The sequence below is a fragment of the Nocardioides sp. GCM10027114 genome (genome assembly GCF_042659625.1).
In the GTDB taxonomy this organism is placed as follows: Bacteria; Actinomycetota; Actinomycetes; order Propionibacteriales; family Nocardioidaceae; genus Nocardioides.
In genome coordinates this window covers 147,132-173,300 of the sequence record NZ_JBHSSS010000024.1, presented here as the reverse complement: position 1 = coordinate 173,300, position 26,169 = coordinate 147,132, and the positions used below count along the sequence as shown (strand labels likewise).

Here is a 26,169-nt window from a genome sequence, read left to right as displayed (position 1 = left end):
TCAGCCGCGGCGCACGAGCCCCTTGAGACGGGCGCCCGCGGGACGCGAGCCGCGGGACCCGGTACGGCGTCCCTCGGCGTCGCGGGTCCGGTCCGAGGCGGCGTCGGCGACGAAGAAGGCCCGCTTGGGCTCGTCGCGCAGCTCCGCCACCCGGGCGGCCAGCGCCGCCGCCTGCTCGTCGGTCATCGGACGCGGGGCCGTGTCGTGCCGCTCCGGGTCGACCCGCTCGAGGAGGCCGAGCTCGTCGAGCAGCTCGACGTCGTCGAGGGTCGTCAGCTCGTAGATGCGGCGCAGGTACTTCTCGCGCACCTGCTCCGGCACGTCCTTGCCGGCCAGCGTCTTGAGGGCCTTGGCCATCGGCTGTCGCGACGCCCGGTAGCGGGCGGGCCCGGCCTGCGCGAGCGCCGTCCACTTGCGGATGAACTCCTCGCCGGAGACGGCGTCGTAGTGCAGCAGGCGCAGCCGGTCGTCGCGGTGCCGCTCCTGCCGCTTGCCGTCGGGGCTGATCGCGTCGTGGAGCGTCAGGGCGAGGCCGGAGCGCGGCCGCACGCCGGACTTCCCCATGACGTGACCGTGGAAGTACGACTGGTTGGTCGGCTCGTCGATCGCGCCGAGCACGTGCAGCAGGTTGAGGTCGGCGTCGTCGAGCAGTCGCTTGAACTGCGTGGGCCGGGCCTCCGGGCGGAACCTGCTGACCGCCTCGAGCGGCGCCAGCCACACGGCGTCGCGGTCCTCGGGCACGGCGTCCAGGGCGGCGCGGTCGAGCAGCGCCACCTCGTCGCCGTCGACGTGGAAGAGCCAGTCGACCCACTCGAGCGGCTCGAGCGCGGACCGCGCCCAGTTGGCGTTGATGCGCTGCCGCACGTTGAGGCTCTGCGGCCGGTCCTCGCCCCACCACGCCTTGCGCCCGGTCCGGATGCAGGTCACCCGCGGGTCGGCGTCGAGCATCTCGGCGACCTCCTGCTGCCCGGGGTCCTTCGGCGCGTCGAGGAACACGAACATGTGGTCGACGCCGGAGGCGAGGTTGGCGGCCACGAAGAAGCCGACGTTCGCGGGGGAGTCCTTGACCGTCGTGGCCGTGAACAGCATGCGGCTCACCCTAGCGAGCCCCCGCGGCACCGCCCCGCCGGACCGGGTGGGGGCCGGCTCCCCGGGCCGCTCGCGGGGCCCGTGACGGTCGTCTCGCGAGATCGGTCGGGCGGCGGACTGCGTGTTACCTTGCCGCGGTGTCCGAGCCCCACCACCGCGCCCCGCGCCGCCCGCTGCTGCGGCGCGCGCCCGACGTGCTGCTGGGGATCCTCGCCGTCGGGCTGGTGCTGGTCGTGGTCGTCACGACCGTCGCCTCGCAGCTGATCGACGACACGACGCCGTCCGCGGGCACCGTCGCCGAGCAGGTCTCGGGGCAGTCGGTGGCCACCTCCGACCCGCCGACGCCGGGCCCGCTCCAGCGGCTCGCGCGAGAGGATGCGGACGTCGCGACCGAGATGCGGAAGCGGGCGAAGGCGCGGGCCGCGAAGCTGCGCGCCGAGGCGGAGCAGGCCGCGGCCCGGAAGAAGAAGCAGAAGCAGCAGAAGCAGGCGCCCCCGCCGCCTCCGGCGCCGATGACCTTCAAGATCGGCTCGTTCAACGTGCTGGGCAGCCAGCACACCCGCCCCGGCGGGTCGAAGGCGGGCTGGCCGGACGCGCCGGCGCGGACGGCCGGGACCGCGGAGCTGATGCGCAAGCACGGCGTCCACATCCTCGGCACGCAGGAGCTCCAGGACGACCAGCTCCGCGACCTCCAGAACCGCACCGGCATGGCCGCCTACCCCGGGTTCGCCTGGGGTGCCGCCGAGACCGACAACTCCATCCTCTGGAACCCCGGCATGTTCGAGATGGTCAGCGGCAGCCGCTTCACCATCACCTTCATGGGGCGGCCGCGGCCGCAGCCCATCGTGCGGCTGCGCCACCTCCTCACGGGCCGCGAGTTCTACGTCGTCAACACCCACCCGTCCGCGGGCGACGGCCGCTACGCGACCGAGCGCCGCAACGGGCAGGTCGCCCTCGTCAACGTCGTGAACGACCTCAGGGCGACCGGGCTGCCGGTGCTGGTCACGGGCGACATGAACGACCGCGAGGCCTTCTACTGCAACGTCGTGCCCGCGGCCGGGCTCACCGCCTCGAACGGCGGCAGCTACGGCAGCGGCTGCCAGCCCCCGCCCGAGCCGATCCCCGTCGACTGGGTCGTCGGCAGCGGCGCCGCGTGGAGCGGCTACTGGCGCGACACCACGCCGGTCACCCGCAAGATCAGCAACCACTTCTTCATCAGCGCGACCGCCCAGATCGGCTGACCCGGCCCCCTGAGTGCCGCCCCTGCCGCTCGTAGGGCAGCGACGCGGCGACGCACAGGGCCGTCATCAGCGAGCCCCCGAGCAACGCCGTGCCGAGCCCCCTCCGGCTGGTCAGTGGTCCCGCCATCGAGCCCATCGCGGTCAGCGTCGCCACCCCGAGAGTCGCGAGCGTCGCCGTGGCGATCCTCGGGCGTGTCCAGCCGCGGTGGGCGAGGGCGTGACCACCCGACAGGGCGGTGGCCACGACGACCAGGGCGCCGCCGCCCTGGCCGTCGGTGACGAGCGACCTCGCGGTCTTCGGGTCGAGCAGCGCCACGGCGAACCCGCACGGCGCGAGCACCAGTGCCGGGGGTGGGTGGCGGCCGGCCGCGGTCAGCGCCGACGCCCAGCCGAGCAGGCCGCCGACGACGGCACCGGGGAGCAGCACCAGCACCGGCGTGCGCCAGGTGAGGCGGGACTCGGGGCCCACCAGGAGGCCCATCCAGCCGCGCAGCGCGCCGGACCACGCCAGGCCGGCCACCGCGCCGACCGTGACGCGTGCTCGTTGACCCTGCCCGCGATGGCTCTGGACCCGCATCCCATGCCCCTTCCGCTGCTCCCAGCAGAGGGCGCGGCGCGCCCTCCGTCAAGAGGCATCGGAGCGGGGGAGAACTACAACGTTGTAGTTGTCCGGAACCGGTTGTCTGTGACTGGTGGGGGTGATGTGATTCCTGTGACGTGGGTCGTCAACGGCCCTCCGCCGTACCCAGGAGCTCACCGATGTCGACCACCCGGCTCGCCCGGCCCACCCGACGGGGCCGCGCCACCGTCCTGACGTCCCTCGCCGCAGCCGCCGGGCTCGCGCTCGGGGCGCTGGGGGCCGTGCCGGCCGCGCAGGCGGCCCAGGAACAGCCTGCCAGCGATGTCACGATGGTGCAGGCGAACATCAAGTCCGACCTGTCGGTCGAGAAGTTCCAGTCCGACGTGCGCACCGTGCTCGCGCAGGGCCCGGACGTGGTCACCTACAACGAGGTCCCGCTTCGCAAGGACGAGATCCTCGCGCCCGCCGGGTACGGGCTCCACCGCAAGACGAAGAACCGCTACACCGCCGCGACGGCGGTGGCGTGGCGCGAGGACCGCTGGGCCCCGGTCGCCCAGGGCACCTACCGGATCTCGAACTACCGCGAGAAGCCGCCGGGCCGGAGCATCATGATCGGCCTGCGCTTCGCCAACTGGGTGACGCTCGAGTCCCCGGACGGCCGCCGCATGTCCGTGGTCGCGGTCCACATCGCGCCGCTCGACCGGAACATGCCCGACCTGCTCAAGGGCTCGGTGCGCCGGCTCCGCGGCCTGGTCGACCAGCTCGCCCCCGCGGGTCCGGTGCTGGTGGGCGGCGACTTCAACGTCCACTACAAGAGCGGTCGCTACCCGCGGACCATGTTCGACAACGCGTTCATGGCGCCGACGTACGACTCCCTCGGCACCTACTTCCCGACCGGCGACCACGGCGGGTACACGATCGACTACGTCTTCGGCCGCGGGAGCGAGATCCTGCGGGCGGTCCAGCACAGCCCGGTCGAGCTCTACTCCGACCACGACGCCGTGGTCTCCGGCTTCTCGTGGCAGGTCGACGCGCCGGCGGACACCCAGCGGATCGCCAACGACCCGGCCGGTGACACCGCCGCCCAGCGCCTCGCGCTGAGCACGGTGGTGGAGCAGCTGCGCAGCGCCGAGGCCGGCGGCCGGGTCGAGCTCGCGACCATGCAGCTCGACGTGCGGGCCGCCTACAAGCAGCTTCGTCGCGCCGCCGCCCGCGGGGTGGAGGTTCAGCTGACCACCCGCAGCGTCGAGCTGACCGCGCGGGAGCGGCGCCTCGGCCGGTTCTTCGCCGAGATCGGCGACCCCGACAGCTGGGTTCGCCAGTGCATCGACCAGTGCCGCGTGGCGTGGCGGGACAACGCACTCCCTCGCACGCTCGGAGTGGTGCGCGACGCGCAGGGCGCGGCCACCGTGCGGGTCGACGTCGACCGACCGCTCGACCAGGGACTGGTCGAGCGGCAGACGGAGGTCGTGCTCCGCACCGGCGAGCACGGCATGGCCGAGGGTGCGGAGAAGCTGGCCTCGCTGGGCTGACCGTATGGGCTGACCGTATGGGCTGACCGCGGGCCCACGGGCCAGCCGGGCGGACCGCCGTTTGCCGCCCGGAACGGCGATGGCGTAGGACTACCCCCATGCCCGAGACGCCCCCGCCGACCGACGAGCCCGGCAAGCGCCGCCTCTTCCTCCACCTCGGCCTGCAGAAGACGGGGACGTCGTACCTCCAAGGCGTGATGCGTGCGAACCTCGACCGGCTAGCCGGGCAGGGCCTCGACGTCGTCCCCGCGGACCGTCGCGACACGTTCGAGCTGATGCTGCTCGTCCGCGAGCGGTACGACGAGCAGCGCGACCCGGCGTCCGTCGCCACGGCCCTCGACCGGTTCCGCGACGAGCTGGACCGCGCCCCGGGCAGCCGAGCCCTCCTCAGCCAGGAGTCGCTCGCAGCGGCCCGACCCGCCCAGATCGCCCGCCTGCTGGAGGCCTGTGCCGACCGTGAGGTCCACGTCGTGCTGACCGTGCGCGACCTCGGCCGCCAGCTGCCGTCATCGTGGCAGCAGGAGCTCAAGGCCGGGCGCACCGACGGCTACCGGCGCTACCTCCAGCGCCTCCAGGCCAGCCAGGAAGCCGGCGAGACGAGCCACCCGTGGATCCACCTCGATCCGCCGGCCGTGCTCGCGCGGTGGGCAGGGCTGCTGCCCGCCGACCGCATCCACGTCGTCACCGTCCCGCCCTCGGGCAGCGCACCCACGCTGCTGCTCGAGCGCTTCTGCCGGGTTCTCGACGTCGACCCGGAGGGGCTCGTCCCGGAGGAGCGGCCGGCGAACACCAGCCTCGGCCGGGTGCAGGCGGAGGTGCTGCGCCGGGTCAACAAGGAGCTTCCCGACGAGCTGCGGCGCCGCCAGGTCTACGGCGACGTCGGCAAGCGCTTCTTCTCCTCCCAGGTGCTCTCGGCCCAGGACGGGCGCCGGATCCGCGTGCCGGCGGAGTTCCGGGAGTGGTGCGAGCGGGTGGCCGACGAGCAGGTGGCCACGCTCGGCGCCGCGGGCTACCGGGTCGAGGGCACGCTCGAGGACCTGCGCTGCCTCCCGTCGGCCTTCTCCGACGACGAGGCGAGGCCGGGTGAGGCGGAGGTCGCCGCGGCCGCGGTCTCCGCGCTGGTGCGGATCCTCACGATGCGGGCCGAGGACCAGCGGCGTCGCCGGGGTCGTCACGGCCACGCCGACGGGACCGGCCAGACCCGGCTGCCCGCCCGGCTGTGGGACCGGGTGCGCCGACGTCCGGCGCGTGGGGCCGAGGCCCCCGAGTCCTAGACTGTGCCCGCCACGTCGCCGCGCCGAAGGAGAGACGCGTGACCGCCCCGGCTGAGCCGACGTCCCCGTCGCCGGACCCCGTCCCCGAGGGACCCGCCACCCCAGAGGCCCCCAGCGAGCCGCAGCGGCTCTACTTCCACATCGGGCTGCCCAAGAGCGGCTCGACGTACCTCCAGGCCGTGCTCGGCGGCAACCGGTCCGCGCTCAAGGAGGCGGGCTTCGTCTACCCGTTCGTCCGGCAGGAGGGCATGTTCCACGCCGCGGTCGAGATGGCCGGGTCGCCGGCGCGCTGGGGACTGGACCCCGACGACATCAGCGGCACCTTCGCCCACCTGCTCCGGCGCGGGCGCCGCCTCGGCGGCACGGTGGTCATCAGCCACGAGATCTTCGGCGCCGCCGACGACGACCAGGTCGAGACCATGGCCGCCCTCCTCGAGGACTTCGAGGTGCACCTCGTCGTCACCGCCCGCGACCTCGGCCGCACCGTCACCGCGGGGTGGCAGGAGCAGGTGAAGAACGGCAGCTCGCGCTCCTTCGCCGAGTTCACCGACGAGCTGCTCGCGCGGCTGCCCGACGACCCGCGCGACCCGGGCGACTTCTGGCCGCCGCAGAACCTGCTGCGGATCCTCGAGAGGTGGGGGCTCATGGTCCCGCCCGAGCGGATGCACGTCGTCGCCTGCCCGCGCAGCGGCGCAGCGCCGGACCTGCTGTGGCGCCGCTTCGCCGAGGCCATCGGCCTCGACCCCGAGGCGGTCGACCTCGCGGAGGCGCCGCAGCGCAACGAGTCGCTCGGCACCGCACAGATCGCCTTCCTGCGCCGCGTGGTCGACGCGCTCGACGGCCGTCTGGAGCAGCCGTGGTACTCCCGGGTGGCCAAGCGCTGGTTCGCCCAGACGCTGCTGAGCCGGACCCGCTCCGGAAAGCCGCAGGCACCCACGTCGGTGGTCGATCCCCTCGCCCGGGTCTCGGCCGCGTGGATCGACGTCATCCGCGAGGGTGGCTACCAGGTGCACGGCGACCTCGAGGACCTGATGCCCGAGCCCGCCGGCGACGCCCGGCACCCCGACGACGCAACCGACGCCGAGATGCTGGCCGGGCTGCCCGAGGTCGTGGCAGAGATGCTGCTGCGCAACCGCGACCTGCAGGCCGAGGTCAGCCGGGTCACCGCCGAGCGCGACCGGCTCATCGACGAGGTCGCCGCCCTCACGGGCCGGCTCGAGGAGGCCACCAGCCGTCGCCAGTGGGCCCGGTCGTTGCTCGGCCGTCGCTGAGTGCGAAGTCTCACAGCCCCTGCCGGGGTGACCTACCCGTCGGTAGGCTGCGAGCGACCTGCAGCGAAGGGAGCCGTACCCATGGGCCGTTTGTGCCAGACCGAGGGCCTCACCGAGGACCAGACCGAGATCCTCAAGGCCGTGCGCACGTTCGTGGAGGAGAAGATCCTCCCCGTCGCCACCGAGCTGGAGCACGCGGACGAGTACCCCACGGAGATCGTCGAGGGCCTCAAGGAGCTCGGCATCTTCGGTCTCATGATCCCCGAGGAGTACGACGGCCTCGGCGAGTCGCTGCTGACCTACGCGCTGTGCGTGGAGGAGATCGCGCGCGGCTGGATGAGCGTGTCCGGTGTCATCAACACCCACTTCATCGTGGCGTACATGCTGATGCAGCACGGCACCGAGGAGCAGAAGCGCAAGTACCTCCCGCGGATGGCCACCGGCGAGGTGCGGGGCGCCTTCTCGATGTCGGAGCCCGGCCTGGGCTCGGACGTCTCGGCCATCACGACGAAGGCCAAGCGGACCGACGACGGCTACGAGATCACCGGCCAGAAGATGTGGCTGACCAACGGCGGCTCGTCCACCCTGGTCGCGGTGCTGACGAAGACCGATGAAGGTGCCGAGTCGGTCTACAAGAACATGACCACCTTCCTCGTCGAGAAGGAGCCGGGCTTCGGCGAGGTGGCGCAGGGCGTCACCGTGCCCGGCAAGATCGACAAGATGGGCTACAAGGGCATCGACACCACCGAGATGGTGTTCGAGGGCCACCGCATCTCGGCCGACCAGGTGCTGGGTGGCGAGCCCGGCAAGGGCTTCTACCAGATGATGGACGGCGTCGAGGTCGGCCGCGTCAACGTCGCGGCGCGTGCCTGCGGCATCGCCAACCGGGCGTTCGAGCTCGGCATCGCCTACTCCCAGCAGCGCGAGACCTTCGGCAAGCCGATCGCGCAGCACCAGGCCATCCTCTTCCGACTCGCGGAGATGGCGACCAAGGTCGAGACGGCCCACGCGATGATGGTCCGGGCCGCGCGGCTCAAGGACGCCGGAGCTCGCAGCGACGTCGAGGCCGGCATGGCCAAGATGCTCGCCTCGGAGTACTGCAACGAGGTCGTGCAGGACTCGTTCCGGATCCATGGCGGCTACGGCTACTCCAAGGAGTACGAGATCGAGCGGCTCTACCGCGAGGCCGCGTTCATGCTCATCGGCGAGGGCACCTCCGACATCCAGAAGATGATCATCGGCCGCCGGCTGCTGGAGGACTACGCCGCCCGCTGACCGCTGCTTCGGTGGTGGTGCCGGCGGTGGTGCCGGTGCTGATGCCGGACCGGGCGCGTGCGCTCCCTACGATTGGGGGCGCACCGCACCGGCGGTGCCGCAAGCCGACGGAGAAGGAGACCCAGGGGTGGCTGAGCGCGTCGTCCTGCACATCGGGACCATGAAGACCGGCACCACCTACCTGCAGGGCGTCCTCGGCAGCGGGATCCTGGAGGGCACGAACGCCTTCTTCGCCGGGGGGAAGTTCGGCAAGCAGACGCGCGCCGTGCAGGCGATGCTCGGCGCCCCGCAGAACCGGCAGCCGCAGGTCTGGCACGACCTCGCCGCCGAGGTGCGCCGGAGCGAGGGCGTCGCGGTCTACTCGCAGGAGTTCCTGAGCTTCGCGCGCCGGCCCCGGGTCAAGGAGCTCGTCGAGTCCTTCGGCGGGACCCCCGTCGACGTGGTGCTCACCGTTCGCGACCAGCACAGCGCGATGCCTGCCCAGTGGCAGAGCTTCACCCGCAACCGCGGCGGCGACGCCTGGGAGACCTACGTCCGTCGCCTCGAGCGGCTGGCCGGCGGGGGCGGCCGCGGTCGCTCCAAGGCCGTGCAGAGCTTCCGGCGGGCGCAGGACGTCCCCGGCATGATCGCCCGCTGGTCGGGCCACCCCGAGGTCGCCTCGGTGACGGTGGTGACCGTGCCCAAGGCCGGGGCGGCGCCGACGGAGCTGTGGGACCGGTTCTGCGCAGCCTCCCGGCTCGAGATCGAGGAGCCGCCGCCCGTCGCGGCTTCCAAGGCCAACGAGTCGCTCGGCTACGCCTCCTGCGACGTGCTGCGCCGACTCAACCCGCACCTCGACCAGCTCGACAAGAAGCAGTACAAGGCGGCTCGCGAGGTGCTGCTCGAGGTGCTGCTGCCGCTGCGGCCGGAGGAGGGCCGCCCGGAGCTCGACCTCGCCGGCACCGCCCTCGCCCGCGGCTTCAACCGGGCGATCGTCGAGGCGGTCTCGCGCGACGACGTACGGCTCGTCGGTGACACGGCGGAGCTGCCCGTGACCGAGCGCGAGGCACCCACCTCGATCGCGCCGCCCGACCCCGACCAGGTGCGGCGGGCGCTCGAGGCGGCGTGGGGCGCGGCGTTCCCGGGCGAGCCCGCCCCGGCCGGCGGGCTCGACGAGCTCGGCGACGAGCTCGGTCGGCGGCTGGCCGACCGCTTCGGCGGGGCCGGCCGATGAGCCGGGCGACCGGTGACGACCGGGTGGTCACCCTCCACGTCGGGACGCCCAAGAGCGGCACCACGTTCCTGCAGCGCGAGCTCGCCCACCGCCGCTCCGCGCTGCGTGAGCGCGGATTCCTCTACCCGGGCAAGCGCGCCGGCCACTTCGTCGAGGCGCTGAGCCTGCGCGAGCGCGGCTTCCGCGGCCACCAGTACGACGGTGCCGAGGGCGCCTGGGACCGCGTCGCCGCCGCCGTCAACGACTTCGACGGGCCGGCGCTGATCTCCCACGAGATCCTCGGCGGCTCCGACGTGGAGACCATCCAGCGCGCCGCCGACTCGTTCCCCGACCGCACGGTCCGGGTTGTCGTCACCTGTCGCGACCTCGGTCGGCAGCTCCCGGCCGTCTGGCAGGAGGGGGTCAAGAACGGCGACACGATCCGCTACGCCGACTTCCTGGCCCACAACTTCGAGGTGTGGAGCGGCCCCGACACCCGCAAGGGCATCTGGAGCGGCCAGAACCTCGCGGGGATGGGCCGGCGCTGGGGGAGCGTGGTCGGGCCGGAGAACGTCTGCTTCGTGACCGTGCCGCCCCCGAGCTCGGGGACCGGTGACCTGTGGGACCGCTTCAGCGAGGCGGTCTCGCTCCCGGACGTCGACGTCGCGCCCGCGGACACGCCCGGCAACCCGTCCCTCGGCACCGTCGAGACCGAGCTGCTGCGCCGGCTCACCGAGCGGCTCCCCGACGACGTGCCGTGGCCGCAGCAGTCGCGCACCGTCAAGAAGGGGTTCGCCCAGCGCAACCTCGTCGCCCACCGCACCGCCGGCTCGCTGACCGTCCCCGAGGACCGGCGCGACGACACCCGCCGGCTGGCCGCCGAGATGGTCGAGGAGCTGCGCAGCGGGGGCTACCGCATCGTGGGCGACCTCGCCGACCTCGAGCCGGGCTTCCGCGACGGCACCCTCCCGGACGAGGTCGGCGACGACCAGCTGCTCGGGCTCGCGCTCGACCTGCTGGTGCCGCTCGTGCTCAGCGGCCAGGCCGACCCGCGCACGCACCGGCGCGCCCGGGGCCGCGGCGCCGGTCCCGCAGGGGCCGCGGGCGCCGAGCGGGCGCGATCGGTGCTCGCCCGGTTGCGCTCGCGCCTGGGGCGCTGAGGGACCCTGCAGGGTCCTCCTGCCCGGGAGGGCGGGTCGTAACTCCGTCGACCTGCCGGCCGGCGGCTGGCACAGTGGCAGTCGAGGAGGCTGCCCATGAGCAACGAAGACCTGAAGGCCAAGATGCGCGAGGCCCTCGACCGCAAGCAGGCCCACGACCACCCGGACGACTCCGCCGACAGGCAGGGCAAGGCCCGCGGCCCCGAGGTCGCCGGCGGTGCCGCGCCCAAGGTGCACCGGCGCAAGGCCGGCGGGGGAGGCGCCTGACCCGACCCTCGCCGCGTCAGGCGCACGACCGTGACAGCGACACTGTGAGCAATCCCATCCGGGCCGCCCTCGCTTCGGCGGGGGCGGTTCGGCATGCTGAGCGGCGTCCGGCGCGAGGGTCGCGCGGGGCGTGAGGAGTGTGTGGGATGCAGTTCGGTCGCAGTTACGAGGAGTTCGAGGTCGGTGCCACCTACAAGCACTGGCCCGGCAAGACGGTCACCGAGTACGACGACCACCTCTTCTGCCTGCTCACGATGAACCACCACCCGCTGCACATGGACTCCCACTACGCGGAGGAGACCACGCAGTTCGGCAAGAACGTCGTGGTCGGCAACTACGTCTACTCGATCCTGCTCGGCATGAGCGTCCCGGACATCTCCGGCAAGGCCATCGCGAACCTCGAGATCGAGTCGCTGCGCCACGTGGCGCCGACCTTCCACGGCGACACGCTGTACGGCGAGACGACGGTGCTCGACAAGTGGGAGTCGACGTCCAAGGACGACCGCGGCGTCGTGCACGTCGAGACGATCGGCTACAACCAGGACGGCAAGGTGGTGTGCATCTTCCGTCGCAAGGTGATGGTGCCCAAGGCGAACTACCTCGAGGCCCGCGGCGGCGAGCAGCCCGGCCGGCCGGTGCCGCAGCCGGACAAGAACTGGCCCGGCCCCCAGTCGGAGTGACAACCCGACCGACAGCCTGACCGAGGCCTGCGGCGGACCTCACACCGCCGCCGGTTTGGGCCGCCGGGGGCCGGTTTGGCAGGGTCCCGCGGGTGACCGCGCAGACCGAGAACCACCAGCAGGACCGGCTCCCCGGGGCCGCGCCCACGGACCAGGACCGGGGCTTCCTGGGCCAGCCGAAGGTGCTCGCGAACATCTTCGGCATCGAGATGTGGGAGCGCTTCAGCTTCTACGGCATGCAGGCCATCGTCCTGCTCTACCTGTACTACCCGGCCTCGCGCGGTGGTCTCGGCCTCGACGAGGGCACCGCCGCCGCCCTGATCGGCGCGTACGGGGGCCTGGTCTACCTCTCGACCATCCCCGGCGCCTGGCTCGCGGACCGCGTCCTGGGCTCGGAGCGGACGCTGTTCTACAGCGCCGTGATGATCATGGCCGGCCACATCGCGCTGGGCGCCGTCCCCGGCGTCACCGGGGTTGTCCTCGGCCTGCTGCTCGTGGGCGCCGGCTCCGGCGGCCTCAAGGCGAACGCCACCGCGCTCGTGGGTGCGCTCTACGCCGAGGGCGACGAGCGCCGCGACGCAGGCTTCTCGATCTTCTACCTCGGCATCAACATCGGCGGTCTGCTCGGCCCGCTCGTCACGGGTCTCCTGGCCCAGGAGAAGGGCTTCCACGTCGGCTTCCTCGCCGCCGCGGTCGGCATGTTCCTCGGCCTCGTCCAGTACACCGTCGGCCGGCGCCGGCTCCCCGCCTCGGCCCACGAGGTCAGCAACCCGCTCCCCGCAGGCGCCGCGCCCCGTCTCGTCGTGCTGACGCTGGGTGCCGCCGCCGCCGTCGCCGCGCTCGTGCTGACCGGCCTGGTCGCCGCCGAGAACCTCGCCACCTGGACGATGTGGACCATCGGCATCGGCGCTGTCGCGCTGTTCGCGCGGATCGTCACCAGCAAGCGGATCGATGCCACCGAGCGCAGCCGGGTCTGGGCCTTCCTGCCGATGTTCCTCGCGAGCACGGCTTTCTGGTCGCTGTTCCAGCAGCAGTTCACGGTGGTCACGATCTTCTCCGACCAGCGCCTCGACCGCGACGTCCTCGGCTGGGAGATGCCGCCGACCTGGATCCAGTCGATCAACCCGGTCTTCATCATCCTGCTCGCGGGCGTCTTCGCCGCCATGTGGACCCGGCTCGGCTCGCGCCAGCCGTCGACGCCGGCGAAGTTCGCGATCGGCACGGCGCTCATGGGCGTGGCGTTCCTGCTGTTCCTGCCCATGGCGGGCGGTGGCCCCGGTAGCGCGCCGCTGCTCGGCCTGATCGGCATCCTGCTCGTCTTCACGCTGGCGGAGCTGTTCCTCTCGCCCGTCGGCCTGTCCATGGCGACCAAGCTGGCACCGCAGGCGTTCCGGACGCAGATGGTCTCGCTGTTCTTCCTCTCCGTGGCGCTCGGCTCGGTGGCGGCGGGCTGGCTCGGCAAGTTCTACGCGGCCGAGCGCGAGACGGCGTACTTCGGCGTGCTGGGTGCCCTCTCGCTGGGCGTCGGCGTGCTGCTGTTCCTCGCCCGGCGCCCCGTGCAGCGGCTGATGGCCGGGGTGCACTGAGGCAGGAGCTGCGCGGGGATCCGTGGCCGACCGGCCCTTGACGGGGCGGGTCGGTCGCCCACACTGTGGCGGCATGTCGCTGACCGCGTGGTGTCCGCGGTGCCGGGTGGACCCGGCGACCGCCGTGGACGAGGGGGACTGCCCGCAGCACGGAGCCCGGCCGCCGCTGTGGCTGCCCGACGAGGTCTCCTACGAGGACTTCGCCGAGCACCTGCGGCTGGCCGGCGACTTCCCGACGTACCTCCCGTGGCCCCTGGGGCCGGGGTGGTCGGTCACGGAGTTCGGGGTCGTGACCCGCCCGACCGGTACGACCGGCCCCACGGGCACAGGCCAGGACCGCGGACGTGGCGTGGCGACGCTGACCTGCTCCTCGGGCACGAGCGCGCTCGACGGCCCGGTCGACGTCTTCGTGGTCAGCGAGGAGGCCGGGGTCGGTCTCGGCGCGCGCTGCGCCGGCCTGCTGCACGACGACCCGGGCGCAGACATCGGCGACGGGCCGCCGACGGTCAAGGTGCGCGTCGGGAGCCAGTCCGTGGCGCTGTGGCCGGTGTCGACGAGCCACTCGTTCCCCGAGCTCGACCGCTCCGTCTTCGCCGGCGAGGCGCAGGGCCGCTGGCTGTGGATCGTGCTGCGGCCGGCGTCGGCCATGCTGCTGCTGCGCGACGACTGGATCCTGCGCGACGTCAGCGGGGCCGGTCCCCAGCTCCTCGAGGTGCCGTTCGGGGGTCAGCGACCCGTCTGGTGACGGGCTCCCGCGACCGGCTCGAGGGCGGTCGCGCAGGTGACCAAGGTGACAGCCGCGCGGAGAGCGGCAGCCGCCCGAGCAGCCCCTACGCTGCCGACGTGCGCATCGACCTCCACACCCACTCGCGCGCCAGCGACGGCACCGACAGCCCCGGTGATCTCGTGCTGGCCGCGGCGCGCGCCGGGCTCGACGCGGTGGCCCTCACCGACCACGACACCACCGAGGGCTGGACCGAGGCCGCCGAGGTGGCGGCCGGGTGCGGCATCCGGCTCGTCCGCGGGCTCGAGATCAGCTGCCGGCACGCCGGCCGCGGCGTGCACCTCCTCGCGTACCTGCCCGACCCGACCTACCCTCCGCTGGTCGCCGAGCTCGAGCGCATCCTCGCCGGTCGTGACTCCCGGGTGCCGGCCATGGTCGCGGCGCTGCAGGCCCTCGGGATCGAGATCGGTCACGACGACGTGGCCCGCGCCGCCGGCCACGCCGTGGCCACCGGGCGACCCCACGTCGCTGACGCCCTGGTCACGCTCGGCGCGGTCCGCGACCGCACGGAGGCGTTCGCCCGCTACCTGAGCGCCGGCCGGCCGGCGTACGTCGATCGCTACGCCTCGCCGCTGGTGGAGATGCTCGCGCTGGTCGAGGCCGCCGGGGGAGTGGCCGTGGTCGCGCACCCGTGGGGCCGCCACGACCGGTCGACGCTCGACCCCGAGACCATCGCGAGTCTCGCGGAGCGCGGGCTGGCCGGGCTCGAGGTCGACCACGAGGACCACGACCCCGACGAGCGCGAGGACCTGCGCGGCCTGGCCCGCGAGCTCGGTCTGGTCGTCACCGGCTCCAGCGACCACCACGGCACCGGAAAGACCGGTCACGACCTCGGGTGCAACACGACCGCTCCCGGGGAGCTGGAGCGCCTGCTGGACCTGGCCCGTGCCGCGGCGGAGCGATCCGGCCGCACGACCCCCGAGGTGGTGAACCGATGAGCGAGCTGCTCAACACCGTGCTGCTCATCGAGGTCTTCGTGACCCTCTTCGTGATCATGGACCCCGTCGGCACGATCCCGATCTTCCTGTCGCTGACGAGCGGCCGGTCCGCGGCCACCGCACGGCGGGCCGCGTGGCAGGCGGTGGTGGTCGCCTTCTTCGTCATCACGGCCTTCGCGGTCTTCGGCCAGCAGATCCTGTCCTACCTGCACATCTCGCTGCCGGCGCTGCAGTGCGCAGGAGGCCTGCTGCTCCTGTTGGTGGCGCTGCAGCTGCTCACCGACAACGAGCAGGAACCCAGCGCCACCGCGGGCGCCAACGTCGCGCTGGTGCCGCTCGGCACACCGCTGCTCGCCGGGCCGGGGGCGATCGTCGCCACGATGCTCTTCGTGCAGCAGGTCGACGGTGCCGCAGACCTGACGGCCGTGTCCCTGGGCATCGTCGGCGTCCACCTCTGCCTGTGGGCGGCGATGCGCTACTCCCTGCCGATCCTCAAGCTGATCCGGGAGAGCGGCGTCCTGCTCGTCACCCGGATCGCCGGCCTGCTGCTCTCGGCGATCGCGGTCCAGCTCGTCGCCGACGCGATCCGCGCCTTCATCGCCGGCGAGGGCTGAGCCGGCGCGCGAGCGGTCAGCGGCGGCCCATCGACTGGAACGCCTGCAGAACCCGGTCCGGGACCAGTCGGGTCACGCCCACGATGAAGCGGTACTGCGCGCCCGGCACCGACAGGGCACGGCCGCGGTCGTGGTCGGCGAGCGCTCGGTCGACCACGAAGCCCGCGTCCATCCAGAGCAGCCCGGTGCCACGGCGCACGCCCATCCGTTGGTGGAACTCGGTCTTCGTGAAGCCGGGGCACAGCGCGGTGACGGTGACCCCGCGCGGTGCGTACTCGCGGGCCGCCCAGGCGCTGAAGCTGTTCACCCACGCCTTGGCCGCGGAGTAGGTGCCGCGCGGCAGCCAGGCGGCGACGCTCGAGACGTTGACGACCCCGCCCCGGCCGCGCTCCGCCATGGGGCCGAGCGCGGCGTGACTGAGCCGCATCACCGCCGTGACCAGCACGTCGAGCATCGCCTGCTCCCGCTCGACGTCGTTGTCAAGGAACCGGCCCCTGAGCCCGAACCCCGCGTTGTTGACCAGCAGGTCGACCGGGCGGTCGGGGTCGCGCAGCCGGGCCTCGACGGTCGCGAGCTCGTCCCGGTCGGCGAGGTCGGCGGGAAGCACCTCGACGGCCACGCCGTACGCCGTCCGCAGCTCCTTCGCCGCGGTCTCGAGGCGCTCGCGGTCGCGGGCCACCAGCACCAGGTCCTGGCCGCGCGCGGCCAGCCGGTCGGCGAAGACGCGGCCGATCCCCGCGGTCGCGCCGGTCACCAGCGCCGTCCCTCCCGAAGAAGTCATGGGCCCATCGAACAGGTGTCGTCGCGATCCGGGCAACCGCGTCGTGCATCATGTGGTGCGATGACCACGACACTCGCGATCGCCAACCAGAAGGGCGGCGTCGCCAAGACCACGTCCGTCGCCTCGCTCGGGGCCGCCCTCGCCGAGCTCGGCCACCGGGTCCTGCTCGTCGACCTCGACCCGCAGGCCTGCCTGACGTTCTCGCTGGGGATCGACCCCGAGGACCTCGAGCTGTCGGTGCACCACGTCCTCACCAAGGGGCTCGACCCCACCGAGGTGATCCTCACGACGGAGGACGGCGTCGACCTGCTCCCCGCCACCATCGAGCTCGCCCGCGCCGAGGCGGACCTCCTCACGAGGACCGGGCGCGAGCACGTCATCAAGTCGGCCCTCGAGGAGCTCGCCGACAGCCAGGGCGAGGACGCCTACGACTGGGTGCTCCTCGACTGCCCGCCGTCGCTGGGCGTGCTGACCGTCGCCGCGCTCACCGCGGCCAAGGGCGTGCTCGTCCCGCTGCAGTGCGAGACGCTCTCCCACCGCGGCGTGGGGCAGCTGCTCGACACCGTGCACGACGTGCGCCGCTTCACCAACCGTGGCCTCGAGGTGTGGGGCGTGCTGCCGACGCTGTACGACGGTCGCACCAACCACTCGCGGACGGTGCTCGACACCATCTCCGAGACCTACGGCCTCGAGGTCGTCGAGCCGCCGATCCCCAAGACCATCAAGTTCGCCGAGGCGCCGGCCGCGGGCCGCTCGATCCTCGCCACGAGCCGCAGCAGCAAGGGCGCGGTCGCCTACCGGGAGGTGGCCGCCAACCTCGTCGCCCGCAGCAAGCGCCCCAAGGCGCCGCGCAAGCCCGCGGGGAAGTCGCAGGGATGACCCGCGGCGGCCGCACCACCCACGGGCCCGCGCGGCCTTCGGGGACGGTGCGGCCGCGCTACGGTCGTCTGGCCGCGGCGGGGAGCTCGGTGGCGGTCACGGCCGTCGCCGTCCTCGGTGGGGCGGGGGCGCTGCCCTCCGCCGCCTCCGGTCCCGCCGGGTCGTCAGCGTCGTCGGGCGGGGCGTACGCCCCGGCTGCGTTGTCCGCCCCCGCCGGCGGCGAGGGTGTCCCCGGCCCGTCGCCGAGCCGCGACCGCGGACCCGGCTGGGTGCCGCCCGTGCCCGTGGGCGCGGGGGAGGGACGCCGGGTGGTGTTCAGCGAGGGCCAGCAGCGGGTCTGGCTGGTCGGAGGAGCCGGCCGGGTGCAGCGCAGCTACCTCGTCTCCGGCAGCATCTACGACAACCTCGACCCCGGCACCTACCGGGTCTACTCCCGCTCCGAGCAGGCCTGGGGCATCGACGACTCGGGGACGATGCGGTGGTTCGTGCGGTTCACGCAGGGCGAGAACGCCGCGATCGGCTTCCACGACATCCCCGTCGACGACGGCCGGAAGGTGCAGACCGTCGACGAGCTCGGCACGCCGACGTCCCACGGCTGCATCCGGCAGCGGCCCCGGGACGCCCGGGCGCTGTGGGAGTTCGCACCGCTCGGCACCACGGTCGTCGTGGTGGCCTGAGGCCCCGGTCGTCCGGGGCCTCAGTCGTCCTGGTGGGGCGTCGGCCCGTGCCGGTCGCGCCGGTGGGCGTGAACGGCGAAGCTCGCCAGCGCCTCGACGGCGGCGGCGGCGACCTGCTCCTCCGAGACCTCGGGCAGCGGGGCGGCGAGGTCCGGGCCGGGCAGCAGGTCCTTGGCGTCGCCGTGGACACGGATGCCGGATCCCTCCAGGAAGGCGACGTGCGCCTCGGCGGTCTCCTGCACCCAGGGCAGGTGCTCCGGCGGCAGCGGGATCCGGGCGCTCGCCCCACGGGGGAGCACGCCCTTGACGAGCGGCCAGCGCACGGCCGGCTGGTAGGCCCGCTCGTAGTTGCGCAGCCGGCCGTCGAGCGCGGCGTTGACGCGCCGGTAGACCTCGGCCTCGACGTAGCCCCACGAGGCGTTGACGTCGCGCTGCGGCCACGCCATCGTCGCGGGGTCGAAGCCGACGACGGCGCCGAACAGGCGGTAGAGGCCCTCGGGATCGCGGGAGCGCGACGGCGTGACGATCACGTCGAGGCGGTCGGCGCCCACGACCTCGGACCAGCGCTCGCAGATCTCGACGACGTCCTGGCGCTGCCAGAAGTGCCGCGCCCAGCGGCCCTTCCGGTCGCGGACGCGCTCGAGGAACGTCGGGTAGGACAGGTCCATCCGGTGCTTGAGGAACTGCTGCCACTCCGACGGGACCACCGAGGCCAGCCCCCGCAGCGTCAGCACGACGTGGGGCCGGACCCCCGCTGAGCCGAGGACGTCCTCGAGGATCTGGATGCGGGCCTGGTCGGCCTCGCAGAGGTCCTCGCAGGTCAGCAGCAGCCGCTCGCCCTCGTGACGCCGGAGGCGGCGCGAGAGCCGGGACAGCGCGCGAGGGTCGACGGGGTCGACGAACCCGCGCGAGGTCTGCCAGCCGAGCGGGCGGAGCACCTGCTCGACGTGGGCGGGCCGGCCGCCCAGCGGGACGCCGACGCCCTGCTGCTCGAGCGCGGCCGCGGAGCCGAACAGCCCCCGCTGCAGGGACGACGTGCCGGTCTTGCTGGCGCCCACGTGGAGGTAGGCGGTTCGCGGGCTCACGCTGGGACTCACGCCGGGCATCGTAACGAGCGGAGGCTGGTCGGCTCGGAGGGGCGCCGGACCATCAGTTCCCGGTGCCGGAGCCGCTGGGGGCGCTGGACGAGCCCGACGGCCGCGAGGACCCCGACGACCGGCGGCGCCGGCGGCGATTGCGGCTGCCGGACGGCTTGTCGCCCTCCGGCTTCGCGGACGACTGCTCGCCGCCCTGGGCCGACTGGCTGCCGTCGGCGCCCTCCGCGACGGGCTGGCCCCCGCGGGTGCGGGTCCGGCTGCGGTTGCGGTTGCGCGGGCGGGGCTTGCGCTCGCCGTCCTCGGCGTCGTCGGAGCGGCCCGCCGGCTTCGGGGCGGCGACCCGGCCCTTGGTGCCCGGTGCGATGCCCTGGTCGTGGAAGAGGTGCTCGGAGGTGGAGTAGGTCTCCTGCGGCTCGTCGAACGGCAGGTCGAGCGCCTTGTTGATCATCTTCCAGCGGTGCAGGTCCGCCCAGTCGACGAAGGTGATGGCGGTGCCGGAGGCGCCCGCCCGGCCGGTGCGCCCGATCCGGTGGACGTAGGTCTTGTCGTCCTCGGGGCAGCTGTAGTTGATGACGTGGGAGACGCCGGCGACGTCGATGCCGCGGGCGGCGACGTCGGTGGCGACGAGCACCCGCAGCTTGTCCTCGCGGAACTTCGCGAGCGCCTTCTCGCGGGCGACCTGCGCCATGTCGCCGTGCAGTGCGCTCGCGCTGAAACCGCGCTCGACGAGGTCGTCGGCGACGCGCTGGGCGGCGCGCTTGGTGCGCGTGAAGACGATGAACTTGTCGGCGTCCTCGGCCTGCAGCAGCCGGCCGATGATCTCGGGCTTGTCGAGGTCGTGGACCTGGTAGATGAACTGCGCGGTCGCCGGCACGGTCTGGTTGTCGTAGGACGACTCGGCACGGATGTTCATCGGGTGGCGCATGTGCATGCGGGCCAGCGCGACGATCGCCGACGGCATGGTCGCGGAGAACAGCATCGTCTGCCGGGTCTCCGGGGTCATCCGCAGCAGCTTCTCCACGTCGGGCAGGAAGCCGAGGTCGAGCATCTCGTCGGCCTCGTCCAGGACCAGGGCGTGCACGTGGGAGAGGTCGAGCGCCTTGCGGTTGGCCAGGTCGATCAGCCGGCCGGGCGTGCCGACGACGATGTCGACGCCGGTCTCGAGCGCCTCGAGCTGCGGCTCGTAGCCGACGCCGCCGTAGACGGTGAGCACCCGCAGCCCGCGGTCGGCGCCGGCGAGCGCGAGGTCGCCGGAGACCTGCAGGGCCAGCTCGCGGGTCGGCGCCACGATGAGCGCCTGCGGCTTGCCCTGGGGCAGCTCGGCGTAGTCGGGGTCCTTCGGGGCGACGCTGCGCTGCAGCACCGGGATGCCGAAGGCGAGGGTCTTGCCGGTGCCCGTGCGGGCCTGGCCGATCAGGTCGGTGCCCATGAGGGCGACGGAGAGGGTCATCTCCTGGATGGCGAACGGAGTGGTGATGCCGGCGCGCTCGAGCGCGTCGCAAATCTCGGGGAGGACCCCGAGCTCTCGGAACGTGGTCAGTGGTCTGTCGCTTTCGTGAGTGTCCCGGCGGCGGACTCGTCGCCTCGATCTCTCGACAGTGTCAGCCGCGCACATTCGGGGCGGGCAGGGAGCCCGCCGGTCGCGGGCCGCCACCGGGCGCTGAGGCAGTTGAGGCACTCGGTGCACTCGGGCGGCGGCACTCGAACGCCGCGAGTCTATCGGTAGGGTGCGACCGTGTCTGAATCCCCACGCGAGACCGAGTCGGCAGACGATTCCGGAGCCCCGTCCGCCTCCCCGTCCTCACCTCCCGCAGGGGACCCCTCGCTCGCCCTCGAGGACGTCGAGTACCGCGCCGCCGTGGTCGACCTGCTCGGCGCCATCGCGTACGGCGAGATATCGGCGTTCGAGCGGCTCGCCGAGGACGCGAAGCTGGCGCCGTCGCTCGAGGACAAGCTGGCGATCGCCTCGATGGCGGCCGCGGAGCTCGGCCACGTGACGCTGCTGCGCGACCGGCTGACCGAGCTGGGCGCCGACCCCTACGCCGCGATGGCGCCGTTCCAGGAGCCGATCGAGCTCTTCCACGCCCACACGGCCCCGTCCGACTGGTACGAGGGCCTCGTCAAGGCGTTCGTCGGGGACGGCCTGGCCGCGGACTTCTACCGCGAGATCGCGGCGTACCTCGACGTGCGGACCCGCGACGTCGTGGTCGCCTCGCTCGAGGACTCCGGCCACTCGTCGTTCGTGGTGGACCGGGTGCGGGCCGCGATCGAACAGGACCCCAGGCTCGGCGGCCGGCTGGCGCTGTGGGGCCGCCGACTGATGGGCGAGGCGCTCACGCAGGCCCAGCGGGTGGCGGGGGAGCGCGACGCGCTGTCCGCGCTGCTGGCCGGCGGCATCGACCGGCCTGGCCTCGATCTGGCCGCGATCGGCCGGATGTTCGCGCGGATCACCGAGCGGCACGCCGCCCGGATGACGGAGCTGGGGCTCGACGCCTGACGTCGAGCCCCAGCCCGGGCACGGGTCAGCTGCGGAAGCCGACGGCGCCGACCGTGCCACCGCCGAGCTCGACGTAGGCGAGCCGGTCGGCAGGCACCATGACCCGACGGCCCTTGGTGTCGACGAGGGTGAGCACCCCGCCGCCGGCGATGGCCTCGGCCACCAGCTTCTCGATCGTCTCGGGGGACTCCGCGGACTCGAGGGTGAGCTCGCGCTGGGCGTGCTGGACGCCGATCTTGACCTCCACGGTCGGTTCTCCTTCTGGGGGCTGGTCGGGTGTCAGTTCTCGTCGGTGCGGGGGTAGCCGCGGATGCCGCGCCACGCGAGTCCGGCCACGAGGGCCGCGGCATCGTCGCGAGTGATCCCGGCCGCCTCCGACAGCCAGAACCGGGCGCTGACCTGCGCCATTCCCACCAGCGAGACGGCGAGCAGCCGGGAGGCCTCGTCGGGCAGGCCGGTGTCGTCGTGGATGACCTCGGCGATCATCCTCGCGCACTCGATCGTGACCCGGTCGACCCGGTCGCGCACGGCCGGCTCGTTGGTCAGGTCCGACTCGAAGACGAGGCGGAACGCGCCGGAGTCGCCGGCGACGTACTCGTAGAACGCGGTCATCGTCGCGCCCACGCGCTGCTTGTTGTCCGCGGTGGACTCCAGCGCCTTGCGGCAGTTGTCGATGATCGTGTCGCAGGAGACGTCGAGCAGCGCGAGGTAGAGGTCGAGCTTGCCCGGGAAGTGCTGGTAGAGCACGGGCTTGGAGACCCCGGCGCGCTCGGCGATGTCGTCCATCGCGGCGGCGTGGTAGCCCTGGGCGACGAAGACCTCGAGCGCGGACTCGAGCAGCTGAGCGCGGCGCTCTCGGCGCGGCATGCGCCCACCCCGCGGGCGCGTCCCGGTGTCGTACTGGTCGGTGCTCACGTCGGCTCCTCGTCTAGCGGCGCGGCGACTCGTCCGCGCTCCGGAGCCTACCGGTCCGTAGCCCCCGTCCGGATGACGGACCGCTCGCCGCTCGTGTCCCGGGCCGCGGGGACCATGGGGGGACCTGGTGGGGAACACGGTGGGCGCGGCGCGTGTTGCACCGGCACGCCCCACCATTCCGACCGACCGAGGAGTGCCCGTGTCCTTTCCCCCGCTCGTGGAGCCGGCAGCCGAGCTGACCGTCGACGAGGTGCGCCGCTACAGCCGCCACCTGATCATCCCCGACGTGGGCATGGCCGGCCAGAAGCGCCTGAAGAACGCCAAGGTGCTCGTCATCGGCGCGGGCGGGCTCGGCAGCCCGGCGCTGCTCTACCTGGCCGCCGCCGGCGTCGGCACGCTCGGCATCGCCGAGTTCGACGAGGTCGACGAGTCCAACCTGCAGCGTCAGATCATCCATGGCCAGTCCGACGTGGGGCGGTCCAAGGCGGAGTCGGCGCGCGACGCCATCCGTGAGACCAACCCGCTCGTCGAGGTCGTGCTGCACGAGGGCCGGCTCGACAACGACAACGTGATGCAGGTGTTCGAGGGCTACGACCTGATCGTCGACGGCACCGACAACTTCGCGACCCGCTACATGGTCAACGACGCGGCGTACTTCCTCGGGATCCCCTACGTGTGGGGCTCGATCTACCGCTTCGACGGCCAGGCCTCCGTCTTCGCGCCCACCCTCTCCGAGGATGCTCCGTGCTACCGCTGCCTCTACCCGGAGCCCCCGCCGCCGGGCATGGTCCCCAGCTGCGCCGAGGGCGGCGTGCTCGGCGTGCTGTGCGCCAGCATCGGGTCGATCCAGGTCAACGAGGGCATCAAGCTGCTGACCGGCATCGGCGAGCCGCTCGTCGGCAAGCTGATGATCTACGACGCCCTCGAGATGGAGTACCGCAAGCTCAAGGTGCGCAAGGACCCGAGCTGCGCGCTCTGCGGCGAGAACCCCACCGTCACCGGCCTCATCGACTACGACGCCTTCTGCGGCGCCGTCTCGGAGGAGGCCGCCGACGCGGCCGCGGGCTCCACCATCTCGGTGACTCAGCTCCAGTCCATGCTCAAGGAGCGCGAGGAGGGCAGCCGCGACTTCGTCCTCGTCGACGTGCGCGAGCCCAACGAGTTCGAGATCAACCGGATCCCCGGCTCGGTGCTGATCCCGAAGGGCGACTTCCTCAACGGCAGCGCCCTCGAGAAGCTGCCGGCGGTCGACTCCGGGACGCAGGTCGTCATGCACTGCAAGAGCGGGGTGCGCTCGGCCGAGACGCTCGCGGTCGTCAAGGGCGCCGGCTACTCCGACGCCGTCCACGTCGGCGGCGGCGTGGTCGCGTGGGTCAACCAGATCGACCCCAGCCAGCCGTCGTACTGAGCCCCCGACGGGCCCCGGACGGTGGTCTGGACCAGCGGTTGGTCCAGACCACCGTCGGGCAGGGTGTGGTCGGACCTCGAGGCGTGACCTGAGCGGGTGGCGCCTCGTTCTCGGTCCGTGACCAGTGCGTCGGGATTCGGCCCGACGCCGCGACACGGAGGGACCCCAACCCATGAAGCTCGCCACGACGTCGGCCCACAAGGCCGCCGCCGCCGCGTCCGTCCTCGCCAGCGCCGCCCTCGGGACCGCGCTGGTCGCCGCGCCGCCGGCCGCCGCCGCCCCCACCTGGGCGCCGGCCGACACCGCGAAGATCCACCCGGGTGTGCAGATGTACACCGACGGCGCCCAGTGCACCGGCAACTTCGTCTTCAGCGACGGCTCGGGCGCGACGTACGTCGGCTACGCCGCGCACTGCGCCGGCACCGGCGCGGCGACCGACACCAACGGCTGCGACGCCGGCTCGCTGCCGCTGGGCACCAAGGTGGAGTTCCGCGAGGGTGGCTCGCTGGTCACCCGCGGCACGACCGTCGGCACCGGCACCCTGGCCTACTCGTCGTGGCTGGCGATGCAGAAGGCGGGCGAGACCGACGCGGACGCCTGCGACTACAACGACTTCGCGCTGGTGAAGGTCGACGCCGCCGACGTGTCCAAGGTCAACCCGAGCGTCCCGTTCTGGGGCGGCCCGGTCGGCCTCGAGACCGCGGGCACGGCCGCCGGCGAGGACGTCTACTCCTACGGCAACTCCAGCCTGCGGGGCGGCGTCGAGGCGCTCTCGCCCAAGCAGGGCACCAGCCTCGGCACCTCCGGCGGCGGCTGGACCCACCCGGTCTACACCGTGTCCCCGGGGGTCCCCGGTGACTCCGGCAGCGCCTTCCTCGACGCCGACGGCAACGCCCTCGGCACCCTGTCGACGCTGGCGATCGCCCCGCTCGCGGGCTCCAACGGCGTGAGCGACCTCGCGAGCGAGCTCGCCTACGCCCAGCAGCACAGCGGCATCGCCGGCCTGCAGCTGGTCGCCGGCACCGAGCCGTTCTCGCCCGTCCTCTGACGGTCGCCCGGGCCCGGCCCGGGTGCGACACGACTCACGACCGCCCCGTCCGTGACCGGACGGGGCGGTCGCTCGTTGTGGGGGCATGCGACTGCCACGGATCGTCTCGGCCCGCCTGTCACTCGCCGCCACTCCGCTCCTGCTGGCCGGCCTGCTGACCGCGGCCGGCCCGGCCCCGGCGGTCGAGGCAGCGAGTGGTGACCGGGTCACCCGGTGGGTAGCGGCGGACCGGGCGGCGATCCGGCCCGGCGTGCAGATGGTCACCAAGGGTGCTCAGTGCACGGCCAACTTCGTCTTCAGCGACCGGGCCGGCCGGGTCTACGTCGGCTACGCCGCGCACTGCGCGGGCAAGGGCGAGGCCACCGACACCAACGGTTGCCGTGTCGGCTCCCTCGACTACGGCACACGGGTCCGCTTCGTGGAGGACGCCAGCGTCGCCACCCGGGGCGAGGCCCTCGGCAAGGGGACGCTCGTCTACTCGGCCTGGCGCGAGATGCGGCTGGGCGTCACCCCTGCCAACGCCTGCGAGGCCAACGACTTCGCGCTCGTGAGGGTCGACCGCCGCGACGTCCGCAAGGTCAACCCGACCGTCCCGTTCTGGGGCGGCCCGACCGGGCTGGGCGGCCCCGCGGCGTCGGGGGAGCAGGTCTACACCTACGGCCACTCCAGCCTGCGGCCCGGCACCGCGCTGTCGCCGAAGACCGGTTCCTCGCTGGGCCGGTCGTACGGCGGCTGGGGCTGGGAGGTCTACACGGCCACGCCGGGCATCCCCGGCGACTCCGGCAGTGGTTTCCTCGACCCGCAGGGCCGGGCCGCCGGCACGCTGAGCACCGTGGCGATCGCCCCGCGCGCCGGATCCAACGGGCTCGGCAACCTCCGCCGCGAGCTGCGGTTCGCCCGGAAGCACTCCGACCTCCCAGGCCTCCGGCTGGTCCGCGGCACCGAGCCGTTCTCTCCCGCAGCCTGAACCGCTAGGTTGCGGCGCCATGGGTGCCGGGACCGTGGACCACGAGGACTACGTCGAGCTCGTGCTGCAGTGCGTCGAGTCCGTCCCGCGCGGCCGGGTCACGACGTACGGCGCCGTGGCCGAGGTCATCGGTGAGGTCGCCGGCGGCGGCGGGCCGCGCCAGGTCGGCTCCGTCATGGCCGCCCACGGCGGACCGGTGCCGTGGTGGCGGGTGGTGCGGGCAGACGGGTCGCTGCCGCCCAGCCACCAGGGCGAGGCGCGCCAGGCCTACCTCGAGGAGGGCACCCCGCTGAGACCCTCGGGCAACGTCGACCTGGCGCGCGCCTTCGTCCGCCCCACCCTCCCATCACGTTGAGTCGGGACTTCCGACCGTCGAGTTGGGGGTTGTGACCGTTGAGTCCGGACTTGCATGACCAC

Annotated in this window: 27 protein-coding genes; 20 read left to right on the top strand and 7 right to left on the bottom strand. The window is 73.1% G+C overall.

The window, feature by feature from the left end:
* The gene (locus tag ACFP2E_RS13125) at positions 1-1,089 is read right to left on the bottom strand and encodes a glycosyltransferase family 2 protein (protein WP_378523608.1); all 1,089 of its coding nucleotides are present in this window, start codon (positions 1,087-1,089) and stop codon (positions 1-3) included.
* 137 nt (positions 1,090-1,226) lie between these two features.
* Here ACFP2E_RS13125 and ACFP2E_RS13120 point away from each other — a divergent pair, with 137 nt between their 5' ends.
* Positions 1,227-2,330: an endonuclease/exonuclease/phosphatase family protein gene (locus ACFP2E_RS13120; protein ID WP_378523607.1), complete on the top strand. Its 1,104-nt coding sequence runs from the start codon at positions 1,227-1,229 to the stop codon at positions 2,328-2,330.
* Here the strand turns inward: ACFP2E_RS13120 and ACFP2E_RS13115 are convergent.
* On the bottom strand, positions 2,305-2,850 hold the full coding sequence (locus ACFP2E_RS13115) for a hypothetical protein (RefSeq protein ID WP_378523606.1): 546 nt from the start codon (positions 2,848-2,850) through the stop codon (positions 2,305-2,307). The two genes, ACFP2E_RS13120 and ACFP2E_RS13115, sit on opposite strands and share 26 nt — an antisense overlap.
* A 239-nt stretch (positions 2,851-3,089) precedes the next feature.
* Between ACFP2E_RS13115 and ACFP2E_RS13110 the strand changes: the two genes are divergently transcribed.
* From ACFP2E_RS13110 to ACFP2E_RS13055, 12 genes are all read left to right on the top strand, one after another.
* Positions 3,090-4,442, top strand: a complete 1,353-nt coding sequence (locus ACFP2E_RS13110) for an endonuclease/exonuclease/phosphatase family protein (RefSeq protein WP_378523605.1) — start codon at positions 3,090-3,092, stop codon at positions 4,440-4,442.
* Between the two features lie 98 nt (positions 4,443-4,540).
* Positions 4,541-5,716 carry a hypothetical protein gene (locus ACFP2E_RS13105; RefSeq protein WP_378523604.1) on the top strand — a complete coding sequence of 392 codons (1,176 nt, stop codon included), beginning with the start codon at positions 4,541-4,543 and terminating at the stop codon, positions 5,714-5,716.
* A 38-nt stretch (positions 5,717-5,754) separates the two neighbouring features.
* A complete protein-coding gene (locus ACFP2E_RS13100) occupies positions 5,755-6,987 on the top strand; it encodes a hypothetical protein (protein WP_378523603.1) in 1,233 nt (410 codons plus the stop codon).
* Positions 6,988-7,068: 81 nt separating this feature from the next.
* Positions 7,069-8,262, top strand: coding sequence for an acyl-CoA dehydrogenase family protein (locus ACFP2E_RS13095; protein ID WP_378523602.1), 1,194 nt, complete (start codon positions 7,069-7,071; stop codon positions 8,260-8,262).
* 127 nt (positions 8,263-8,389) lie between these two features.
* On the top strand, positions 8,390-9,475 hold the full coding sequence (locus tag ACFP2E_RS13090) for a hypothetical protein (protein WP_378523601.1): 1,086 nt from the start codon (positions 8,390-8,392) through the stop codon (positions 9,473-9,475).
* On the top strand, positions 9,472-10,614 hold the full coding sequence (locus ACFP2E_RS13085; RefSeq protein WP_378523600.1) for a hypothetical protein: 1,143 nt from the start codon (positions 9,472-9,474) through the stop codon (positions 10,612-10,614). The genes ACFP2E_RS13090 and ACFP2E_RS13085 overlap by 4 nt, the downstream gene beginning before the upstream one ends.
* A 96-nt stretch (positions 10,615-10,710) precedes the next feature.
* A complete protein-coding gene (locus tag ACFP2E_RS13080) occupies positions 10,711-10,881 on the top strand; it encodes a DUF5302 family protein (protein WP_378523599.1) in 171 nt (56 codons plus the stop codon).
* A gap of 146 nt (positions 10,882-11,027) precedes the next feature.
* Positions 11,028-11,561, top strand: coding sequence for a MaoC family dehydratase (locus ACFP2E_RS13075; protein WP_378523598.1), 534 nt, complete (start codon positions 11,028-11,030; stop codon positions 11,559-11,561).
* A gap of 92 nt (positions 11,562-11,653) precedes the next feature.
* Positions 11,654-13,147: a peptide MFS transporter gene (locus ACFP2E_RS13070; protein WP_378523597.1), complete on the top strand. Its 1,494-nt coding sequence runs from the start codon at positions 11,654-11,656 to the stop codon at positions 13,145-13,147.
* A 73-nt stretch (positions 13,148-13,220) separates the two neighbouring features.
* Positions 13,221-13,892: a DUF6758 family protein gene (locus ACFP2E_RS13065; RefSeq protein ID WP_378523596.1), complete on the top strand. Its 672-nt coding sequence runs from the start codon at positions 13,221-13,223 to the stop codon at positions 13,890-13,892.
* A gap of 98 nt (positions 13,893-13,990) precedes the next feature.
* Positions 13,991-14,869 (top strand): PHP domain-containing protein, encoded by an 879-nt coding sequence (locus ACFP2E_RS13060; protein ID WP_378523595.1) that lies wholly within the window; start codon positions 13,991-13,993, stop codon positions 14,867-14,869.
* Complete coding sequence (locus ACFP2E_RS13055) at positions 14,866-15,483, top strand: MarC family protein (protein WP_378523594.1); 618 nt, start codon at positions 14,866-14,868, stop codon at positions 15,481-15,483. The genes ACFP2E_RS13060 and ACFP2E_RS13055 overlap by 4 nt, the downstream gene beginning before the upstream one ends.
* Positions 15,484-15,499: 16 nt before the next feature.
* On the opposite strand, the gene ACFP2E_RS13050 is transcribed toward ACFP2E_RS13055, so the two are convergent.
* Entirely contained in the window at positions 15,500-16,264 is a 765-nt protein-coding gene (locus ACFP2E_RS13050) for an SDR family NAD(P)-dependent oxidoreductase (RefSeq protein WP_378523593.1), read from the bottom strand.
* Positions 16,265-16,324: 60 nt separating this feature from the next.
* Between ACFP2E_RS13050 and ACFP2E_RS13045 the strand changes: the two genes are divergently transcribed.
* Together ACFP2E_RS13045 and ACFP2E_RS13040 are read left to right on the top strand one after the other, a co-directional pair.
* A complete protein-coding gene (locus ACFP2E_RS13045; protein WP_378523592.1) occupies positions 16,325-17,143 on the top strand; it encodes a ParA family protein in 819 nt (272 codons plus the stop codon).
* Between the two features lie 89 nt (positions 17,144-17,232).
* Positions 17,233-17,820 carry a L,D-transpeptidase gene (locus ACFP2E_RS13040; protein WP_378523591.1) on the top strand — a complete coding sequence of 196 codons (588 nt, stop codon included), beginning with the start codon at positions 17,233-17,235 and terminating at the stop codon, positions 17,818-17,820.
* Between the two features lie 20 nt (positions 17,821-17,840).
* On the opposite strand, the gene ACFP2E_RS13035 is transcribed toward ACFP2E_RS13040, so the two are convergent.
* Together ACFP2E_RS13035 and ACFP2E_RS13030 are read right to left on the bottom strand one after the other, a co-directional pair.
* Positions 17,841-18,917: a hypothetical protein gene (locus ACFP2E_RS13035; RefSeq protein ID WP_378523590.1), complete on the bottom strand. Its 1,077-nt coding sequence runs from the start codon at positions 18,915-18,917 to the stop codon at positions 17,841-17,843.
* Between the two features lie 52 nt (positions 18,918-18,969).
* A complete protein-coding gene (locus ACFP2E_RS13030; RefSeq protein ID WP_378523589.1) occupies positions 18,970-20,367 on the bottom strand; it encodes a DEAD/DEAH box helicase in 1,398 nt (465 codons plus the stop codon).
* A 285-nt stretch (positions 20,368-20,652) separates the two neighbouring features.
* On the opposite strand from ACFP2E_RS13030, the gene ACFP2E_RS13025 reads away from it, so the two are divergent.
* Positions 20,653-21,414, top strand: a complete 762-nt coding sequence (locus ACFP2E_RS13025) for a ferritin-like fold-containing protein (RefSeq protein WP_378523588.1) — start codon at positions 20,653-20,655, stop codon at positions 21,412-21,414.
* Between the two features lie 25 nt (positions 21,415-21,439).
* Here ACFP2E_RS13025 and ACFP2E_RS13020 read toward each other — a convergent pair whose 3' ends face one another.
* Positions 21,440-21,661 carry a DUF3107 domain-containing protein gene (locus ACFP2E_RS13020; protein WP_378523587.1) on the bottom strand — a complete coding sequence of 74 codons (222 nt, stop codon included), beginning with the start codon at positions 21,659-21,661 and terminating at the stop codon, positions 21,440-21,442.
* Positions 21,662-21,693: 32 nt separating this feature from the next.
* Positions 21,694-22,281, bottom strand: a complete 588-nt coding sequence (locus ACFP2E_RS13015; protein WP_378523644.1) for a TetR/AcrR family transcriptional regulator — start codon at positions 22,279-22,281, stop codon at positions 21,694-21,696.
* 247 nt (positions 22,282-22,528) lie between these two features.
* On the opposite strand from ACFP2E_RS13015, the gene moeZ reads away from it, so the two are divergent.
* The 4 genes from moeZ to ACFP2E_RS12995 all read left to right on the top strand — a co-directional run bounded on the left by moeZ (position 22,529) and on the right by ACFP2E_RS12995 (position 26,107).
* Entirely contained in the window at positions 22,529-23,737 is a 1,209-nt protein-coding gene (gene moeZ, locus ACFP2E_RS13010; RefSeq protein ID WP_378523586.1) for an adenylyltransferase/sulfurtransferase MoeZ, read from the top strand.
* A gap of 172 nt (positions 23,738-23,909) precedes the next feature.
* Positions 23,910-24,785 (top strand): hypothetical protein, encoded by an 876-nt coding sequence (locus ACFP2E_RS13005; protein WP_378523584.1) that lies wholly within the window; start codon positions 23,910-23,912, stop codon positions 24,783-24,785.
* Between the two features lie 85 nt (positions 24,786-24,870).
* Positions 24,871-25,752, top strand: a complete 882-nt coding sequence (locus tag ACFP2E_RS13000; protein WP_378523583.1) for a trypsin-like peptidase domain-containing protein — start codon at positions 24,871-24,873, stop codon at positions 25,750-25,752.
* 19 nt (positions 25,753-25,771) lie between these two features.
* Positions 25,772-26,107, top strand: coding sequence for an MGMT family protein (locus tag ACFP2E_RS12995; protein ID WP_378523582.1), 336 nt, complete (start codon positions 25,772-25,774; stop codon positions 26,105-26,107).
* The last annotated feature ends 62 nt before the right edge of the window (positions 26,108-26,169 follow it).